Origin of the sequence: Aeromicrobium sp. Root236 (genome assembly GCF_001428805.1) — a bacterium.
GTDB lineage: Bacteria > Actinomycetota > Actinomycetes > Propionibacteriales > Nocardioidaceae > Aeromicrobium.
In genome coordinates, this window is record NZ_LMIS01000001.1 from 1185845 (window position 1) to 1204473 (window position 18629).

An 18629-nucleotide genomic window follows, 5' to 3' on the forward strand; every position below is an offset into this window, starting at 1 on the left:
GGTGCCCGTGAGGACACCCCGCCGTCGTGCGCTCAGCCCCAGCAGGTGGACTTGCCGGCCGTGGTGTCGACGCTCTCGACGCCGTCCTGCGGCTCGTCGGTCACGAGCTTGACGCCCGTGTCGAAGAAGTCGAGACCGGGGCTGGTCTTCGGCTTCGTGCCGTCCTTGGCGAGCTTGGCGATCGCCTCGACGCCCTTGGCCGCCATCTCGAGCGGGTACTGCTGAGCGGTCGCCCCGATGATCCCGTCCTTCACGTAGCCGATTCCGGCGCATCCACCGTCGATCGAGACGATCGTGACGCCCTTCTCCTTGCCCGCACTCTTCAGGGCCTGGTACGCGCCGTAGGCGGCGGGCTCGTTGATCGTGTAGACCACGTTGATGTCGGGGTTCTTCGACAGGCACGTCTCCATCGCGGTGGTGCCGCCGTCCTCGGCGCCGTTGGTCGCCTCGTTGCAGACGATCTGGTAGTCGCCGCCGCTGTAGGAGCCGGACTTGGCCTCGTCGGCGTTCTTCTTCTTGTCCTTGGTCGGGATGCCCATGCCGGTGAGGAAGCCCTGGTCGCGGTTGTAGTCAACCGAGACGACCTTGTCGTTGAACAGGTCGAGCATCGCGATGACGGCCTTCTTGCCGTCGAGCTTCTTGGCGGTCCAGGAGCCGATCGCCTCGCCGGCCTTGAAGTTGTCGGTCGCGAACGTGATGTCGACCGCGTCCGCAGGGTCGGGCGGGGTGTCGAGGGCGATGACGAAGAGCCCGGCGTCACGCGCCTTCTGGATCGCGTCGACGACACCGGGGCCGTTGGGGGTGATGAGGATGCCCTTCTGGCCGAGCGAGATCGCGTTCTCGATCGCCTGGATCTGGGTGTCCTCGTCGCCGTCGGTCTTACCGGCCGCGAGCTTGAGGTCGACGCCGTTGGCCTTCGCGGCCTTCTTGGCGCCGTTCTCCATCGCGACGAAGAACGGGTTGCTGGTCGTCTTGACGATGAGGGAGACGCCGACGTCGCCCGAACCACCGGAGCCGGAGTCGGAGCCGGAGCCGCACGCCGCGAGCATCAGCGTGGATGCCAGGACCGCAGTCGCGGCGGCCGCGAAGCGGCGTCGGGAGACAGATGGTGTTTTCACGATGATTCCTCTCACAACGCCAGACCGTCTGACATCGTTGTCATAAAGTGTTCTACCTCACACAGAATCACGCGTCAAGGGCTAGGCTGTGTCTCATGACACCGTTGTCACCCAAACCAGCGCCTCGGCAGCGGCCGACGATGAAGGACGTCGCCCGCGAAGCCGGCGTCGGCATCAAGACCGTCTCCCGGGTCGTCAACGGGGAGGGCTACGTCGGCGAGGCCACCGCTGCCCGCGTACGAGCCGCCGTCGAACGACTCGCCTACCGGCGTGACGTGAGCGCCGGCTCGCTGCGCCGGGCCGACCGCCGCACCCTGAGCATCGGGCTGCTGCTCGGCGACGTCTCCAACCCGTTTGACGCCCAGGTGCACCGCGGCGTCGAGGATGCCGCCGGCGCCGCAGGATTCGCGGTGCTCTCGGCGAGCCTCGACGAGGACCCCGACCGGGAGCGCGAGCTCGTGCCGACGATGGGGTCCTACCAGGTCGACGGCCTGATCGTGATGCCTGCGGGTCCCGATCCGACCGCCCTGCAGCGCGAGATGGATGCCGGCATGCCGGTCGTGCTCGTCGACCGCGGCGTCGACGGGCTCGACACCGACAGCGTCGTGGTCGACAACCAGAGCGGTGCCCGGCTGGCCACCGAGCACCTCATCTCGTACGGGCACCGGCACATCGCGTTCATGGGCGACCGGCAGTTCCTGCCGACGGCCCGCATGCGCCTCGAGGGCTATCGCGAGGCGTGCTGGGCGGCACGGGCGGCGACGCACATCATCCCGGACCTCTCCAACGAGTACCTCGCCGAGACCGCGACCCGCGCGATGCTGCAGGCGAGCCCGGCCCCGACGGCGATCTTCGCCGCCCAGAACCTCGTGACGATCGGGGTCGTGCGCGCGCTGCGCAGTCTCGGCCTGGAGCACGAGATCGCGGTCGTCGGCTTCGACGACATCTCCCTCGGCGACCTCGTCTCCCCCGCGATCACGGTCATCGCCCAGGACCCGCACCTCATCGGCAAGATGGCGGCCGAGCGCCTCCTGGCCCGGATCGGCGGGGACACCGGTCCCGTGGAGCAGATCGTCGTGCCCACCTCGTTCCTCGTACGCGGCTCCGGCGAGATCCCACCACCGTGACGCTCACGAAGTGCGGGGGCGTACGAGCGGCGTTACCGTCGAAAGGTTGACCCCCGACGAAAGGCGTCCCATGTACATCGGTGGATCCATCTTCCTTCTCGCCCTCGGCGCGATCCTGGCATTCGCGGTGCAGGACAACATCCAGGAGGTCGAGCTCACGACGGTGGGCTACATCCTCATGGCGGCCGGCGCGCTCGGCATCGTCGTCAGCCTGATCATCAACGGTCAGCGAACCCAGGGTCGCCGCGACGACCTGCCGCCGCCGCGCTGACCGGGTCGCGCACGAGGAACAGCGGAGCGGCGAGCGCGAGCACGACACCACCGACCATCATCGAGGTGCCGGTGGAGAATCCGGACGCGATCGCGCCCAACGTGATGGCGCCGACCGCCGCCGACGACTGGAACGCCATGGAGGCGAGGGACAGCGCCGTCGCCCGGTTGCGGTTGCTGACCTGCTCGTGCAGCAGCGTCTCGTAGATCGCCCCGGCGGCGGAGTGCACCGCGTACGTCGCGAAGAACCCGACGATCAAGGCCGCCGGTCCGCCGGCGAGCCCCATCGCCACGACGGTGGCGCCCTGGAGGATCCGCAACGCGACGGAGACCTGCGTCATGGTCCACCGGCGGACGAGGAACGGCACCGCCGCCGCACCGAGGGCGGACACGCCCCAAGCCGCTGCCGTCACGGGACCCATGACCGACGCCGTCAGGTCACGATCGTCGAACAGCTCGGAGAGCCTGATCGGCATGAACGACTCGAACGCGACGATGCCGAAGCCCCAGAACAGCTCGACCGCCACGAGCGCCCGGAGCACCCGAGAGCCCCACATGAGCCGCAGCCCGGCAAGGATCGTCGTCGGGGTGGCCCGCACCGAGTCCAGCACGCCGCCGCGCCGGTCCGAGCGGTCCTCGTGCATCAGCAGCGCGGCCGCGACGATCTGCACGCAACCGAGAGCCGCCGCGATGACGAACGGAGCCGTGAGTGCCGCCTCCCGGTCGACCGGCAGCCAGGCGATGACCGCGCCTGACAGCACGGCACCCGTGGCGATCGAGATGCCGAGGACACTGGCATAGCCCGACAGGCCCCGAGCGACCACGGCGGCCGGCTCGTCGATCGTCTCGTCGTCGTGCACCGCGTCGACGAACCACGAGTTGAGCGGCCCGCTGTCGAGCGCCCGGAACGTGCCGGCCAGGCCGTACGCCAGAGCGAATGCCAGCACCGAGTGTGCGAGCGAGGACGTCACGTACGACGCCACAGCGACGACCGCAGAAGCGAGGAACACGGGCTTGCGACCCAACGCGTCGGTGAATCCCCCGGTCGGCAGCTCGAGCAGCAGCACGACGATGCCCTGGACCGCGGCGACCCGGCCGTACTCGGCGATCGAGAGGCCGCGCTCGAGCGGCAGCAGCGCGACGACGGGCACGATGAAGCCGGTCGGCAGCCAGCGCAGCGCCGTCAGCAGCCAGAACCGGTTGCGCAGGGTCATGCGGCTCGTCATGCCCGCGGCAGGATCAGCGCGTGCAGCGTCACCCGTTCGGACCCCTGCTTGTCCGCGTAGCGCTGCACGACGGCGAGGATGTCCTGCTCCAGCGCCTCGAGGTCCTCGGGATCGAGCGACAGCGCGTAGTCGCTCATGCCGACGCCGGGCCGGTGCTCGGTCCACCGCTCGAGGTCCTCACGCAGGTGCTCCTCCTGGCGCCGTCGCACGACGTCGAGGTACTCCCGGCCGCCGTCGAGGCTCGCAAGCGTCGCCGGGTACGTCGTGAGGTCGTACAGCGACTTCCAGCGGCGCTCCCGGCCGGACGGCTGCTCGTCGGCGTCGCTGACGAAGCCGAACCGCTCGAGCTGCCGCAGGTGGTAGGACGTCGACCCGCTCGACTCGCCGAGCTCGCGGGCCAGCTCCGAAGCGGTCGAGGGACCCAGGCGGCGCAGCGCACCCAGCAGCTGCATCCGGAGCGGGTGCGAGACCGCCTTGAGCGTGTCGAGGTCCTCGACGACCTTGTTGGTGAGGCTCATGTCCCCAACCGTACAACTGCAAAGACTTCTTTGCAAACAGTTCTTTGCAGTCAGGCGGCCAGTACCTCTGCCCGGGCGGGCAACAGCAACGCCGAGTCGCCGAACTCGTGCCAGTGATAGCCGGCCTCGACAGCCGCGTCGTACGCCGTCTGGGTCAGCCGCGGCCCGGCGACGGCCTCCACCAGCAACAGGTGCGACGCCGCCGGGTCGTGCCAGCCGGTGATGAGCCCGTCGACGACGCGCGGGGGCGCGTTGCGGGTGATGACCCGCTCGGTCCAGCCGGAGCTCGCCTCGACCGTGGCCCGGCCCGGCGCCCCACCGACGGCCGACTCGAGCGCCCGCGTGACGGTGGTGCCGACGGCGATGACCCGCCCTCCCCCGGCTCTCGTGGCGTTGACGAGCCGCGCGGTCGACTCGCTGACCTCGAACCACTCGGGCTGCGGAGCCTCGCCCGCCTCCTGCGACGAGACGCCCGTGTGCAGCAGGATCGGCGCGATCGCGATGCCGCGGGACACGAGCCTGGTCACCACGTCCGGCGTGAACGGCCGGGCCGCGCTCGGCATCTCGGCGCTGCCCGGTGTCGTGCCGAAGATGGTCCGGTAGTCCTCGATCGGGTACCGCCGGTCGAGGTAGCCGTACGCGATCGGTCGCCCGATGCTCGCCAGGACGTCAGGCAGCGCTGCCTGTCCGGCGTAGGACGCCCGCCAGAGCCGGTTGCCGCGGCCGGTCGGCGACGAGCTCTCACACGGATAGGGCTCGAGCAGCGTGAGTGCCGCGCCCTCGACCGGCAGCGCCAGGGTCTGCCCGGCCTCGGCGTCGAGCACGGCCCACGACGCGTCGGGGGACGTGCGGACCTCGACGACCCAGGTGCCGTCCCTCAGGTCCGTCGCCACGTGCACCACGACGTCCCCGTTCGAGGCGCCGTCGCCGGACAGCACGGCATCGAGCTCGCCGGCGACCGTCTGCGAGGCGTTGACGACGACGAGGTCGCCCGGCTGGAGGTGGTCCGCGAGGTCGCCGAACGTGGCGTGCGTCACCTGGTCACCGTGCGCGACCAGCAGGCGTACGTCGTCGCGGCGCATCCCTCGCGCCTCGGCCGGCGAGGGCGCGGTCCGGTCCCCCGGCGGCGAGAACGTCGTCGAGGGCGCGATGTCGATCCGCGTCATCTCAGGCCCCCGCCCGGGCCGGCACGAGGTCCGACGCCTGGTAGCGACCGCTCGGCGGCCGCTGGTCGAGCAGCGCCAGGAATGCCGGGACGACCGACTCCGGCAGCGGCCGGTCCGAGATGTCCTGGCCGGGGAACGCGTCCTGGTGCATCTGCGTGCGCATGTCGCCCGGGTCCACGGTCCACCACCGGACGTCGGGCTGCTCGACGGCGAGCGTGAGCGTGAGGTGCTCGAGCGCGGCCTTGCTGGCGGCGTACGCGCCCCACGTCTCATAGTGGTCCGCCGCGGCGTCGGAGGTGATGTTGATGACCGCTCCGCCGACGTGCAACGAGGGCCACAGCGCACGGGTCAGGGCGATCGGCGCGACGACATTGGTCTGCCAAACATCCACCAGCACCTGGTCGTCCAGCTCCAGCACGGGCAGCAGCGGGCTCACGCCCAACGTGCTGGCGTTGTTGACGAGCAGGTCGAGGCCGCCGTCTGCGGCTTCCACGAGCGCAGCGCGGTGCCGGGCGTCGGTCACGTCGCCGGCAACGGCCGTGACACGGTCACCCGCATGACGGGCGGCCTCGCCGAGGCGCGTCTCGTCGCGGCCGGTGATGACGACGTCCCAGTCGCGTTCGGCCAGACCGGTGGCCAGCGCAAGGCCGAGACCGGCGGAGCCGCCGGTGATGAGTGCACGAGGCATGGGGGTTCTCTCCTTGGTGATGTCTGATGCACATCAGCCAACAACCTCAACCAAGGTTGAGGTCAACCCCCGCAGCTCAGCCGACCTTGCCGGCGAGCACGCAGTAGGTGAAAAAGATGACACCGAGCAGCAGCCCGACGTGCCCGAGGATCGACAGGTATGGACCCTCGGCCCAGGTGTCGTCGACGGCCGGCGCCGCGTGCTTGCCGGCACCCGGCAACCAGCGGGCGAGGATCAGGATGCCGACCACGACCTCGATCCACCACACGACGAGCGCAACGATTCCTACGGCGTCGCTCGGGGAGGTCAGGTAGTAGACCCACAAGGCGAGCGCCGTCACGCCCAGGACGGTGTGCGCGTTGAGGATCGTGCCGGGGATCTGCGCGTGGCCGGGCTGCCGGCCCGTCGCGGACAGCCGCATCCGCGTGAGAAGGACGACGACCGCCGCCAGGGCGGTCAGCATCCACAGCACGTTGTCGAGTTCCACGCAGGCATCGTGGCACAGGTCGAGGTCAACGGGATACTGCCAGTACGGCAGAGAACCGCTCAGGCGCCCGGCAGGGAACCCGCGTCGAGCGGCGTCGAGTGGCGGCGCCAGACCTGCCACCCCGAGCTCGTACGAAGCCACGTGTCGCTGATGATGAACGTCCCGCTGCGATCCTCGCCGAGCACCGTCGCGCGCATCCGTACGCGGCGCAGGACGGACGCGATGCCGTCACCGGTGTCGGTGAGCTGCTCCTCGACGTCCCATTCGTGGACCACGTACGCGTCGAGGGTCTCCAGCCATCGGGCGCGTGGCATGACCGCTGCTGCCGGGTGCACGAGCACCAGCGCGAAGTCCGGGTGCAGGACGCGCTCGGCGACCTCGTGGTCGCGCTGGTTGACCGCACGGTCGAAGTCCGCGCAGGCGGTGTCGAGCTCGGTGTCGGTCATGATCGATCATCGCACCGCACGGCCGTGTGCGGGCCACAACGGCTATTGCGGCTCGGAGACATCGGCGACCTGCGCGTCGAGCGCGCGGATCATGTCGACCGCATTGACGGTCAGGCCGACGCCGTGCGCACCACCGCCGAGCGAGATCGTCCCGTCGACCCGCTCGTCGACGACGACCGGCCAGGCGTGGAGCGAGCCGAACGGCGTGATCGTGCCGCGCTCGTAGCCGGTGACCTGGAGCGCCACCGCCGCGTCGGGCATCGACAGCCGCGAGACACCGAGCAGGCTGCGCAGCTTGGGCCACGAGATCGTCCGGTCTCCGGGCACCAGCACGAACAGGAAGTCGTCGTCGGCACGACGTACGACCAGGCTCTTGACGAGCTGCCGCGGCTCGATGCCACGCGCGGCGGCCGCCTCGGCGAGAGACCCGACCGGGCCGTGCCGCGTCACCTCGTACGCGATCCCGGTCGCCTCGACCGCCGCGACTGCACGCTGCTCGCTCACGCCACGAGCGTACGCAAGGAACTCTCACCACAAGTTGAGCCCACTCACAGCGTTCCCATACCAACCCGGACTTGAGTCGAAGACAGGACTCAACGAGGAGCACGCCATGAACGACCAACCAGGAACCACGCCCGATCCGGCCCGGCCCGAGCCGCAGCACACCCCGACGGCCCACGCACGGACGCGTCGCCGGCCCGGAAGGCTGGGCATCGCCGCCATGGCCGGCGCGGCGATCCTCGGCGTCTCCGGGCTCACGTACGCCGCGCAGGCAGGCAACGACCCCGCGACGACGGCGTCGGCCCAGACCCTGCCGACCAAGAACCGGTCCGACCGCGACCTCACCGTCCTGCCGTTCGACCGGCAGGCGGGATCGATCGACCAGGCCGGCACGACCGACGCCACGGCAGCACAGGAAGCCGGGCTCGTCTACATCAACACGACCGTCGACTACGGGGCCGGCCAGGCGGCGGGCACCGGCATGGTCCTGACCTCCGACGGCGAGATCCTCACCAACCACCACGTCGTCGAGGGCGCGACCGCGATCACGGTGCAGGTCGTGTCGACCGGCAAGACGTACCAGGCAGCAGTCGTCGGCTACGACTCCACACACGACGTCGCGGTGCTGCAGCTCAAGGACGCCTCGGGTCTCACCACGATCAAGCCGGACACGTCCAACGCCGTGGCGGTCGGCGACAAGGTCACCGGTGTGGGCAATGCCAACGGCGACGGTGGTGCCGCCAGCGCTGCCGCAGGCACGGTCGCCGCGCTCAACCGGTCGATCACGGTGCAGTCCGACGCGGGCTCGGGCGCCGAGCGGCTCAGCGGCCTGATCCAGGTGTCGGCCGACATCATCGCCGGCGACTCCGGCGGCGCCCTCTACGACAGCGACGGTGAGGTGATCGGCATGAACACCGCCGCATCGAGCGGCAGCGCCGACGTGACCGGCTACGCCATCCCGATCTCCCAGGCGCTCACGATCGCCGACCAGATCGAGAGCGGCACCGAGACCGGCACGGTCCACATCGGGACGACCGGCTTCCTGGGTGTCCAGATGGCGCAGTCGGCGTACGGGCAGAGCGATGGCGCTCTGGTCGCCGGCACGGTCGAGGGCTCCGCGGCCCGGGCCGCCGGCATCACCCGGGGCAGCACCATCACGCAGTTCAACGGCTCGTCGATCTCGACGGCCGCGGAGCTGTCCGATGCCGTGTCACGCGTCGACGCGGGCAAGACCGCGACCGTGTCGTGGACCGACTCGGCCGGCACGAGTCACACCGCGACGGTGACGTTGAAGGCCGGACCGATCGGCTGAGTCGTCTGCCGCCGGAGGAGCCGTCGGCGGAGGGTCGGTAGCCTGAACGGGTGACCGAGACCCTCCGCGACGGCGACCTCGTGCTGGAGCCCACCACGGGGTCCGACGAGTTCACCGGCTTCGCGATCATGCTCGACGGCCAACGGGTCGGCACCGTCGCGCTGCGCGGCGAGGACGGCCGCACGGCGTCGATCCGCTGGAACGCCGGCACGGACAACATCCCGGTCGCGGTGCGGGCGCTTCGCCTCGCGCTCGCATACGCCTTCGACGATCTCGGCATGACCCGGGTCGAGGCGCGGATCCCGCTCGAGCGCCTGGGCGACGTCAGGGCCGCCTCGATCGCCGGGATGCGACGCGAGGGCGTCCTCCGCGGCGCCGGCGACGACCCGGACCGCGCCCTGCTGGCCCGGATCGTCGACGACCCGGAGCCGCACAGCCGCGACGGGTTCATCGCGATCCTCAACGCGGGACTGCCGACCAAGCGGGTCATCAGCCAGGGACTCCTGCGCGACGAGCACGGGCGCGTGCTGCTGTGCGAGCTGACCTACAAGCAGGAATGGGACCTGCCCGGCGGCGTCGTCGAGGTCGGCGAGGCGCCTTCGATCGGGCTGGCCCGCGAGCTCGAGGAGGAGCTCGGCGTCAAGGTCGAGGTCGGCGACCTCATCACGGTCAACTGGCTGCCCGCCTGGCGGGGCTGGGACGACGCGTGCATCTTCCTGTTCGACCTCGGCGTCGTCGACAGCTCGGTCACCGACGACATGACTCTGCAGGCCACGGAGATCAAGTCCGTGCGGTGGTGCGGGCCCGAGGACGTACGCGCGCACGCTGCTGCAGCGGCGATCGAGCTCCTCGAGGCGGTCGAGGCCGGCTCGCTGCCGACCTACCGCGAAGCCCCCAAAGCCGCGGAGTAGCTCCGCTGAGTCCTCGCTGAGCCTGACGTTTCTGTTGGGCACCTACGGCGTGTCGCACCGAAACGTCAGGCTCAGCGAGCACCTCGGGCATGACAAAGGCCCGGGAGCAAGCTCCCGAGCCTTCGTTGGTGTTACTTCAGATCAAAAGAGATCAGAGGGGACGACAAGCCGTCCCCAAGCTCTCGCGAGCCTGGATCTGAATCAGAGGGGACGGATGTTCGTCGCCTGCAGGCCCTTCTGGCCCTGCTCGACGTCAAACTCGACCTTCTGGTTCTCGTCCAGCGAGCGGTAGCCGCTCGTGGCGATCGCGCTGAAGTGCGCGAAAACGTCTTCGCTGCCGTCGTCGGGGGCGATGAATCCAAAGCCCTTGTCAGCGTTGAACCACTTGACGGTTCCTGTAGCCATGTTTGTTTCTCCTCTTGGCGAGTTGTCGCTCACGCCTTTCGCGAGCGACTGTCGCGACACACATCCAACCTGCGAGAAGAACTAGCTACCTTGCGGAACTTGATCAGCCGTAGAATCCAACGTCGTGCAACCCCACCATCGTAGCGGGTGGGAGGCCCTGTCCGCATCTCACTGCGAATCGGCGCTCACGACGCCGCCGTACTGGCCGATCGCACGGGGCTTGCCGTTGCCCGGCGGGATGTAGAGCAGCACCTGGTGGTAGTAGCGGAGCTTGCCCGAGCTGGAGATGCCCGACGACAGGAAGGCCTGCTGAGGCGTGCCCTCCGGCCAGCTGATGGTGAGCCCGTCCTTGACCGCGTACGTGTCGAGGCGCAGGAGCGTCACGAACGCCAGCGCTCCCCCGTCGGTCGTGCGCAGGACGTACTTCACGGGCTCGTTGCCCCACGACTGCGAGAACGTCACGCCCTCGAGCTTGGAGTTGTTGTCCGCGGTCGTGCGCATCTGCTTGATGAACGAGTCGTCGGCGACCTTGCCGGCCTCGGCGGACGACGGATCGGCGAGCGACTTGGCGTACGCCTTCGCGGCGTCCGTCGCCGACATCGACATCCCGACGGCGTCGTCGGGCTTCACCGTCAGCGCGTTGCCGCCTTCGCGGCGTACGTCGGGGATCGGTGTGTCGGCGAGCGTCTCCGGGCTGGCGACGAGGAGCCACGGCTCCACGGCCGTCTCACGCTCGAAGATCTGCACGCGGTTGACGCCCGCCGAGTTGTCATGGACGACCGCGTAGAACCACAAGGGGTACGTGGTGAACCGCGGGGTCTGCACGTCCGTGACCTCGAACGAGCCGGTGTCCTGCTTCTGCGTCTTGGCCAGCCGCTGCGACACCTCGAACGAGCCCGTGTCGATCGCCAGCACGGGACCGCTCTCGACGATCGACAGCGGTTTGGCGTCCAGGAGCTCGATCGCGGTGTTGCGGACCTTGCGGTACTCGGCGAACACCTCCGAGACCTCGGTCTTGCCGGCCGCCGTCTTCTCCATCGCCAGGTCGCCGCGCTTGTGGGGCACGGCGCAGGCCGAGAGGGCCAGGGCACACACCAGCACGAGGGAGAGGCGCTTCACTTCTCCTCCTCGTCCTCGTCGACGATCTCGAAGTCACCGAGCTCGTCCTCCCCGACCTCGTGCTCGACGCCGTCCTCGTCGACGAAGACGTAGACGACGCGCTCATCGGCTGTCGGCGCCGGGGCAGGCGTGGGCTCCGGCTCCGGTTCCGGTTCGGGCTCCGGCTCCGGTTCGGGCTCCGGCTCCGGTACGGGCTCCGGCTCCGGCTCCGGTACGGGCTCGGGCTCCGGTACGGGCTCCGGTTCCGGTACGGGCTCGGGCTCAGGTACGGGCAGGGGTTCCGGCTCCGGTACGGGCTCCGGCTCCGGTACGGGCTCGGGCTCCGGCTCGGGCTCCGGTACGGGCTCAGGCTCCGGCTCCGGTTCGGGCTCCGGCTCCGGTACGGGCACGGGCACGGGCACGGGCTCGGGCTCCACGCCGGCGGCGATCTCCGCCGCCGTCAGGACACCCGGGACGCGTGGCGCCACGGGATCCGGCTCGACAACCGGCTCGACGACCTCGGACTCGGGTTCGACCTCGACGACCTCCGACTCGGGTTCGGCCTCGACGACCTCGACCGTCTCCTCGACGACGTCGTAGGCCTCGGCCTCCTCGGCCGACATCTCGTGCTCGACACCGTCCTCGTCGACGTACACATAGACGACTTCTTCCTCGATGATCGGGCCCTTCTCGTCGTGTGCGCCGGCGAACCACGTCGCGGCGTCGTGGCGCATCCACCAGCTGGCCCAGAGCGCGGCGAGGCCGAGCAGCAGCAGCGCCAGGCCCTTGTAGAAGCCGCCCTTGATGCCGTAGGCCACCGTGACCTCGACGCCCGACAGGTTGGTCGAGCCGACCGAGAGGATCGCCACCGAGACCGTCTCGTCGGGCAGCTCGGTGCTGATGCTGGCACCACCGAGGCCCGCCGACTGGGCAATCCACCAGTCGAGCGCGGTCGGCGCGCCGGGCAGGTTGGGCCGGCCCTTGACCTCACGGGTCTTGATGTCCCACGGCGTCTTGAAGCCGGTGACCTCGAGCCGCTGCGTCTTGCCGACATAGTTCTCGAGGTCGACGCTGTTGGCCAGACCGACGAACACGGGCTTGCGCACCGGCACCTCGGCAAGGATGTCGACCTGCACGTCGGCCCACGAGATGACCTTGGGCTTGGTGACGATCGCGATGCCGTCGGTGTCGATCGGGTGCGGTCCGGACGAGAACCTGCTGTCAGGGCCGAGCCGGATCATGACCGCCAGCCCGAGGCCCGCGATGAGGACGCCGAGCACGGAAAGTGCCCAACTCAGCCTCGTCCGCATGTCCACTCTCCCTCTCGGGCACCAACGACTGACGCCGCCGTGAGCCTATCGGGCGACGGGCGCGCGCCCGGACAGGCGGAGCGGTTCGGCCGGCGCCGCGTCGCTCAGAAGAGCGCTGACGCGAGGGCGCGACGAGCCGTCGCCACGCGCGGGTCCGCGACGCCGACCACCGTGAACAGGTCGAGCAGCCGCTGGCGCACGAGCTCGCGGTCATCGCCGGACGTACGCTTCACGAGCTCGATCAGCCGCGCGAACGCGTCGTCGACGTGTCCGCCGCTGACGTCGAGGTCGGCGACGAGCATCTGGGCCTCGAGGTCGTCGGGCGAGTCGGCAGCGGCCTTGCGGGCGGCCTGCAGGTCGGCGCCCTGCGTACGGGCGAGCAGCTTGACCCCGGCGAGCCGCTCGGAGATCTCGGCGTCAGCCGGATACTGCTTCTGCAGCTTGTCGTACTCGGCGACGGCCGTGTCGAAGTCGCCCGCCGCGAACGCCTCGTCCGCCGTGGCGAACCGCGGGTCCTCGGCCTCCTCGGGCTCAGCAGCTTCAGGGGCTTCCCCGGTCGGCGCAGCGCGACCCGCCACGCCGTTCTGGGCAGCGACGTTGATGAGCTCGTCGAAGTAGCGACGTGCCTCGGCCTCCTCGACCGTGCCCTGGAACAGCGGGACGGGCTGGCCCTTGACGAGGCCGACGACGAGCGGCACCGCCTGGGCCTGGAGCGCCTGGGCGATCGCCGGGTTGGCGTCGATGTCGACCTGCGCCAGGACGATCTGCCCGGCGTACTGCGAGACCAGGCCACCCAGCATCGCGTTGAAGCTCTCGCTCTGGGGCGAGCGCGGCGACCACAGGCTCAGCACGACGACGTAGTCCATCGAGGCCTGCAGGGCCGCGGTCTGGAAGTTCTGCTCGGTGATGTCGACGACGTACGATCCACCGCCCGCGGCAGGCTGGCCGGGACGGGCCGGCGGCTGCTTCAGCGCGGAGAGGTCGATGGCGCCGGGGCGCGAGAAGTTCATGCGCCCAGTGTATGAACTGGCGCGAAGACGGTGACCGGTGACGCCCTGGTGCCGGTCAGCTCCCTTCCAACAAGCGTTGCTCGATCGTGCGGCCGCGCAGACCCGAGCGCTGCACGACTCGCTGGATGGTGAGGTCACGGGCATCGGGATCGCCGATGTAGCGGATGTGACGCAGGCCCTGGGCCTGCGCCGCGGACTCGAAGATGAAGTGGCCGTAGCCGAGGATGCGTCCCAGCAGCGGCTTCTCGACGGTGATGTCGAGGATGCGGGTGATCGGCATCGTGGCGATGCGGACCGAGAACACCCCGGTCGCCCGGAAGACCCGCATGTTGGTGACGACGAAGACGTCACGGCGCTCGCGCATCGCGAGATAGGCCGCGTGCAGGGCGAGGGCCAGGCCGCCCACGATGAACAGCCAGCCGAGCTGGATCGGACCGACGAGCGCCAGGACCCACAGCACGACGGTGCCGACGACCTCGGCGATCGGCTTCCAGAACACGATGCCGTGGTGGCGCACCAGATCGATCACGACCTCGCCCTCATCGGCGAGGAGGTGGCTGTCGATCTCCTGATCAGGCAACCGGTCGAGCAGCGCCCGCAGCATCAGGGACCTATTTGACGAGCTCGTTGAAGAACACACCGACCTGCTGGAAGGCGTCCATGATGCCGCTGAACGAGCTGCTCACGAAGTCAGCAGCATCGTCGGGCGTCGACAACAGGTAGTAGATCGCGAAGCCGACGAGCAGCAGGAGGAAGACCTTCTTGAGCACATCGCCATTGTGTCGAAGACCCTCCGCCCAGCCGCGAAGGCGCGCCGGGGACCGGCATTCCGTCGAGAACGGGTCAGACGTGCTCGACCAGCGTGTCGGCGGCGGCGTACGGGTCGGTCTCGCCGGCCAGGACCTGCGCGGCGAGCGTGTCCAGGCGGGCATCTCCCGAGAGCCCGGCGAACCTCGACTGCATCTCGGCAAGCGCGAGCGCCTCGATCTCACGGCGCAGGCGGGCGAGCCGACGCCGCTCGAGCTCCCCGGAGTCACCGAGGTGCGTCCGGTGGGCCCCGATCTGCTCCGCGACCTCGTCGACACCCTCACCCCTGGTCGCGACCGTGAGCACGATCGGCGGCTTCCAGGCACCGTCGGCACGGTCGGTCATCGCGATGACCGACCGCAGCTCCCGCCTGGTCGCCTCTGCCCCGTCGCGATCGGCCTTGTTGACGACGAAGACGTCACCGATCTCGAGGATGCCGGCCTTGGCGGCCTGGATGCCGTCACCCATGCCGGGGGCCAGCAGCACCAGGGTCGTGTCGGCGAGCCCGGCGATCTCGACCTCGGACTGGCCCACGCCGACGGTCTCGACCAGCACGACGTCGCACCCGGCGGCGTCCAGCACCCGCAGGGCCTGCGGCGCCGACGCGGACAGGCCGCCGAGATGCCCCCGGCTGGCCATCGACCGGATGTAGACGTCGTGGTCCGTGGCGTGGTCCTGCATGCGTACGCGGTCGCCGAGGAGCGCGCCGCCGGAGAACGGCGACGAGGGGTCGACCGCGAGCACGCCGACCCTCTTGCCCTGCGCCCGCAGCGCACTGACGAGGGCTGAGGTCGACGTCGACTTTCCGACGCCCGGCGAGCCGGTGATGCCGACGATGTGCGCCGAGCCCGTGTGCGGTGTCAGCGCGGCGCTGACCTCGCGCAGCAACGGCGACCGGTCCTCGACCAACGAGATCAGCCGCGCCACGGCCCGGGCCTCGCCGGCTCGTGCGCGTTCCACGAGCTCGGCGACCGGAACGGCGCGGCTGCCTCGGCTCACCGTCTGGGGACTACTTCTTGGGGACGCGGATGATCAGGGCGTCGCCCTGACCGCCGCCACCGCACAGCGCGGCTGCGCCGATGCCGCCACCGCGGCGACCCAGCTCGAGCGCGAGGTGCAGGACGATGCGGGCGCCGCTGGCGCCGATCGGGTGACCCAGCGAGATGGCGCCACCGTTGACGTTGACCTTGTCCTCGGAGATGCCCATCGCGCGGGTGCTCTCGATGCCGACGGCGGCGAACGCCTCGTTGAGCTCGAACAGGTCGATGTCGCTGACCTCGATGCCCTCCTTGGCAGCAGCGTTGGCGATCGCGTTGGCGGGCTGCAGCTGCAGGCTCGAGTCGGGGCCCGCGACGACGCCGGCGGCACCGATCTCGGCGATCCAGGACAGGCCGAGCTCCTCGGCCTTGGCCTTGCTCATGACGACGACCGCGGCCGCACCGTCGGAGATCTGGCTGGCGGAGCCGGCGGTGATCGTGCCGTCCTTGCTGAACGCGGGGCGCAGCTTGCCGAGCGACTCGACGGTGGTGTCACCGCGGACGCCCTCGTCGGCGCTGATCACGATGGGGTCACCCTTGCGCTGCGGGATCTCGACGGGAACGATCTCCTCGTCGAAGACGCCGTTCTTCTGCGCCGTGGCGGCGAGCTGGTGCGAGCGAGCGCTGAACGCGTCCTGCTCCTCGCGGCTCAGCTTGGTGCCGTCGGCGTTGATCTGCTCGGTGAGCCCGCCCATCGCCTGGTCGGTCAGCGCGTCCCACAGTCCGTCGTACGCCATGTGGTCGGTGAGCTTGGTGTCGCCGTACTTGGTGCCCTCACGCGAGCCCAGCAGCATGTGCGGCGCCTGGGTCATCGACTCCTGGCCGCCCGCGACGATGATCTCGTGCTCGCCGGCGCGGATCAGCTGGTCGGCGAGCGCAATCGCGTTGATGCCCGACAGGCACACCTTGTTGATCGTGATCGACGGCGTCGTCAGCGGGATGCCGCCCTTGAACGCGGCCTGGCGGGCGGGCACCTGGCCGGCTCCGGCGCCGAGGACCTGACCCATGATGACGTAGTCGACCTGGTCACCGGTCACACCGGCCTTCTCGAGGGCACCCTTGATGGCCAGACCACCGAGGTCCGAGCCCGACAGGGACTTCAGGCCACCGAGGAGGCGGCCGATCGGGGTTCGCGCACCGGCGACGATCACGGACTGGGTCATGGGTTGCTCCTTCGAGAGTTCACGTCTTCGAAAAGACCGTGATCTCCACTTTACTCAGAGGTAACGTCGGTATGCCGTTCTGTGCGATGGATCACGCCGCACTGCGGTCCCGGTGCCATACCCTCGTGTCCATGCCTGACAGCCCCCTCGTCCCCGACCACCTCCTCCTCGCGATCGACCACGTCGGAATCGCGGTCCCGGACCTCGACGACGCGCTGGAGTTCTACGCCTCGACGTTCGGCCTGCACTCGGTGCACGAGGAGATCAACGAGGAGCAGGGCGTGCGCGAGGCGATGCTCGCCGTCGGCGACTCCGACCAGCGGATCCAGCTCCTCGCCCCGCTCAGCGACGAGTCGACGATCGCCAAGTTCCTGGCCCGCAACGGCCAGGGCATCCAGCAGCTGGCCTATCGCGTCGCCGACATCGAGGCCGTCTCGGCGATCCTGCGCGAGCGTGGCGTGCGGCTGCTCTACGACAACCCCAAGCGCGGCACGTCCGACTCCCGGGTCAACTTCGTCCACCCGAAGGATGCCGGCGGCGTCCTCGTCGAGCTCGTCGAGCCCGCGGCATCGCACTGAATCCACTGAGTTGGGGATCACAGCCTCAAGCCGTAGCCGCAGAAGTTAACGCTTAGTAACATCACGGAAACCCGCGCGCCCCCGAACCGAAGGATCCACGACGTGCAGAACATCCTTGATGCCATCCAGGCCGGCGACACCTCCTCCGAGGACTTCGCGAACATCGCCCTCCCCCAGACGTACAAGGGAATCACGGTTCACAAGGACGAGGTCGACATGTTCGAGGGCATGGCGAGCCGCGACAAGGACCCGCGCAAGAGCCTGCACCTCGACGACGTCCCGATCCCCGAGCTCGCCCCCGGCGAGGCCCTCGTGGCCGTCATGGCGAGCGCGATCAACTACAACACCGTGTGGACCTCGATCTTCGAGCCGGTCTCGACGTTCGGCTTCCTCGAGCGCTACGGCCGGCTGAGCGAGTACTCCAAGCGCCACGACCTGCCGTACCACGTGGTCGGCTCCGACCTGGCCGGCGTCGTGCTGCGCACCGGCCCCGGGGTGACGGCGTGGAAGCCCGGCGCCGAGGTCGTCGCCCACTGCCTGTCGGTCGAGCTGGAGTCCCCCGACGGCCACGACGACACGATGATGGACCCGCAGCAGCGCATCTGGGGCTTCGAGACCAACTTCGGCGGCCTCGCCGAGCTGGCGATCGTCAAGTCCAACCAGCTCATGCCCAAGCCGGACCACCTCTCCTGGGAGGAGGCCGCGAGCCCGGGCCTGGTCAACTCCACGGCGTACCGCCAGCTCGTCAGCAAGAACGGCGCCAACATGAAGCAGGGCGACGTCGTCCTGATCTGGGGCGCGTCCGGCGGTCTCGGCTCGTACGCGACGCAGATGGCCCTCAACGGCGGCGCGATCCCCGTGTGCGTCGTCTCCTCGCCGGAGAAGGCCGAGATCGTGCGCTCGCTCGGCGCGGAGCACGTGATCGACCGCTCCGCCGAGGGCTACAAGTTCTGGAAGGACGAGCACAACCAGGACCCCAAGGAGTGGAAGCGCTTCGGCTCCAAGATCCGTGAGCTCACGGGCGGCGAGGACCCCGACATCGTGTTCGAGCACCCGGGCCGCGAGACGTTCGGTGCGAGCGTCTACGTCACGCGCAAGGGCGGCACGATCATCACCTGCGCCTCGACGTCGGGCTACATGCACCAGTACGACAACCGCTACCTCTGGATGAACCTCAAGCAGATCAAGAGCTCGCACTTCGCCAACTACCGCGAGGCGTTCGAGGCGAACCGGCTGATCGACAAGGGGCTCATCCACCCGACCGTGTCGAAGGTCTACCCGCTCGCGGAGACCGGCCAGGCGGCGCTCGACGTGCACCACAACCTGCACCAGGGCAAGGTCGGCGTGCTGTGCCTGGCCCCAGAGGAGGGTCTCGGTGTCCGTGACGCCGAGAAGCGCGCGCTGCACCTCGACAAGATCAACAGGTTCCGAGGGGTCTGAGGAACGAAGAC

22 protein-coding genes are annotated in these 18629 nt (G+C 69.5%); 6 read left to right on the forward strand and 16 right to left on the reverse strand.

All coding sequences use genetic code 11. From position 1 onward, the window contains the following. Nucleotides 1-32: 32 nt before the first annotated feature. Nucleotides 33-1118, reverse strand: a complete 1086-nt coding sequence (locus ASE12_RS05910) for a substrate-binding domain-containing protein (RefSeq protein ID WP_235508848.1) — start codon at nt 1116-1118, stop codon at nt 33-35. A 95-nt stretch (nt 1119-1213) separates the two neighbouring features. Here ASE12_RS05910 and ASE12_RS05915 point away from each other — a divergent pair, with 95 nt between their 5' ends. After that, on the forward strand, nt 1214-2245 hold the full coding sequence (locus ASE12_RS05915) for a LacI family DNA-binding transcriptional regulator (RefSeq protein WP_082582110.1): 1032 nt from the start codon (nt 1214-1216) through the stop codon (nt 2243-2245). A gap of 46 nt (nt 2246-2291) precedes the next feature. Beyond that, complete coding sequence (locus tag ASE12_RS05920) at nt 2292-2516, forward strand: DUF6458 family protein (protein WP_369797165.1); 225 nt, start codon at nt 2292-2294, stop codon at nt 2514-2516. Here the strand turns inward: ASE12_RS05920 and ASE12_RS05925 are convergent. The 7 genes from ASE12_RS05925 to ASE12_RS05955 form a co-directional block, all read right to left on the reverse strand. Next, the gene (locus ASE12_RS05925; RefSeq protein ID WP_056398165.1) at nt 2464-3729 is read right to left on the reverse strand and encodes an MFS transporter; all 1266 of its coding nucleotides are present in this window, start codon (nt 3727-3729) and stop codon (nt 2464-2466) included. The genes ASE12_RS05920 and ASE12_RS05925 overlap by 53 nt on opposite strands. Nucleotides 3730-3737: 8 nt before the next feature. Continuing rightward, nucleotides 3738-4259: a helix-turn-helix domain-containing protein gene (locus ASE12_RS05930; RefSeq protein ID WP_056398168.1), complete on the reverse strand. Its 522-nt coding sequence runs from the start codon at nt 4257-4259 to the stop codon at nt 3738-3740. A gap of 50 nt (nt 4260-4309) precedes the next feature. Further along, a complete protein-coding gene (locus ASE12_RS05935) occupies nt 4310-5425 on the reverse strand; it encodes an S-adenosylmethionine:tRNA ribosyltransferase-isomerase (protein WP_056398171.1) in 1116 nt (371 codons plus the stop codon). A 1-nt stretch (nt 5426) separates the two neighbouring features. Further along, on the reverse strand, nt 5427-6113 hold the full coding sequence (locus ASE12_RS05940) for an SDR family oxidoreductase (RefSeq protein ID WP_056398173.1): 687 nt from the start codon (nt 6111-6113) through the stop codon (nt 5427-5429). A gap of 76 nt (nt 6114-6189) precedes the next feature. Further along, nucleotides 6190-6600, reverse strand: coding sequence for a hypothetical protein (locus ASE12_RS05945; protein WP_056398176.1), 411 nt, complete (start codon nt 6598-6600; stop codon nt 6190-6192). A 59-nt stretch (nt 6601-6659) separates the two neighbouring features. Then, nucleotides 6660-7046, reverse strand: coding sequence for a nuclear transport factor 2 family protein (locus ASE12_RS05950; protein ID WP_056398180.1), 387 nt, complete (start codon nt 7044-7046; stop codon nt 6660-6662). 42 nt (nt 7047-7088) lie between these two features. After that, nucleotides 7089-7550, reverse strand: coding sequence for an aminoacyl-tRNA deacylase (locus ASE12_RS05955; RefSeq protein ID WP_056398183.1), 462 nt, complete (start codon nt 7548-7550; stop codon nt 7089-7091). A gap of 106 nt (nt 7551-7656) precedes the next feature. Between ASE12_RS05955 and ASE12_RS05960 the strand changes: the two genes are divergently transcribed. Together ASE12_RS05960 and ASE12_RS05965 are read left to right on the forward strand one after the other, a co-directional pair. Continuing rightward, nucleotides 7657-8859, forward strand: coding sequence for a S1C family serine protease (locus ASE12_RS05960; protein ID WP_162255468.1), 1203 nt, complete (start codon nt 7657-7659; stop codon nt 8857-8859). A 50-nt stretch (nt 8860-8909) separates the two neighbouring features. Further along, nucleotides 8910-9770, forward strand: a complete 861-nt coding sequence (locus tag ASE12_RS05965; RefSeq protein WP_056398189.1) for an NUDIX hydrolase — start codon at nt 8910-8912, stop codon at nt 9768-9770. Between the two features lie 201 nt (nt 9771-9971). Here ASE12_RS05965 and ASE12_RS05970 read toward each other — a convergent pair whose 3' ends face one another. The 8 genes from ASE12_RS05970 to ASE12_RS06000 form a co-directional block, all read right to left on the reverse strand. Further along, on the reverse strand, nt 9972-10175 hold the full coding sequence (locus tag ASE12_RS05970) for a cold-shock protein (RefSeq protein ID WP_056208020.1): 204 nt from the start codon (nt 10173-10175) through the stop codon (nt 9972-9974). Between the two features lie 168 nt (nt 10176-10343). Further along, nucleotides 10344-11294 carry a hypothetical protein gene (locus tag ASE12_RS05975; protein ID WP_056398191.1) on the reverse strand — a complete coding sequence of 317 codons (951 nt, stop codon included), beginning with the start codon at nt 11292-11294 and terminating at the stop codon, nt 10344-10346. Beyond that, nucleotides 11291-12583: a hypothetical protein gene (locus ASE12_RS20320; RefSeq protein WP_200954970.1), complete on the reverse strand. Its 1293-nt coding sequence runs from the start codon at nt 12581-12583 to the stop codon at nt 11291-11293. The genes ASE12_RS05975 and ASE12_RS20320 overlap by 4 nt, the downstream gene beginning before the upstream one ends. Nucleotides 12584-12687: 104 nt before the next feature. Then, nucleotides 12688-13593, reverse strand: a complete 906-nt coding sequence (locus ASE12_RS05985; protein ID WP_056398193.1) for a co-chaperone YbbN — start codon at nt 13591-13593, stop codon at nt 12688-12690. Between the two features lie 55 nt (nt 13594-13648). Beyond that, nucleotides 13649-14197, reverse strand: coding sequence for a PH domain-containing protein (locus ASE12_RS05990; protein ID WP_056398196.1), 549 nt, complete (start codon nt 14195-14197; stop codon nt 13649-13651). A gap of 7 nt (nt 14198-14204) precedes the next feature. Next, nucleotides 14205-14363, reverse strand: coding sequence for a hypothetical protein (locus tag ASE12_RS20325; RefSeq protein WP_200954971.1), 159 nt, complete (start codon nt 14361-14363; stop codon nt 14205-14207). 73 nt (nt 14364-14436) lie between these two features. After that, on the reverse strand, nt 14437-15399 hold the full coding sequence (gene meaB, locus ASE12_RS05995) for a methylmalonyl Co-A mutase-associated GTPase MeaB (RefSeq protein WP_056398199.1): 963 nt from the start codon (nt 15397-15399) through the stop codon (nt 14437-14439). Nucleotides 15400-15409: 10 nt separating this feature from the next. Beyond that, nucleotides 15410-16600: an acetyl-CoA C-acetyltransferase gene (locus tag ASE12_RS06000; protein ID WP_056398204.1), complete on the reverse strand. Its 1191-nt coding sequence runs from the start codon at nt 16598-16600 to the stop codon at nt 15410-15412. A gap of 131 nt (nt 16601-16731) precedes the next feature. Here ASE12_RS06000 and mce point away from each other — a divergent pair, with 131 nt between their 5' ends. Further along, the gene (mce, locus tag ASE12_RS06005; protein ID WP_056404573.1) at nt 16732-17178 is read left to right on the forward strand and encodes a methylmalonyl-CoA epimerase; all 447 of its coding nucleotides are present in this window, start codon (nt 16732-16734) and stop codon (nt 17176-17178) included. 102 nt (nt 17179-17280) lie between these two features. Then, nucleotides 17281-18618 carry a crotonyl-CoA carboxylase/reductase gene (gene ccrA / locus ASE12_RS06010; RefSeq protein ID WP_056398207.1) on the forward strand — a complete coding sequence of 446 codons (1338 nt, stop codon included), beginning with the start codon at nt 17281-17283 and terminating at the stop codon, nt 18616-18618. The last annotated feature ends 11 nt before the right edge of the window (nt 18619-18629 follow it).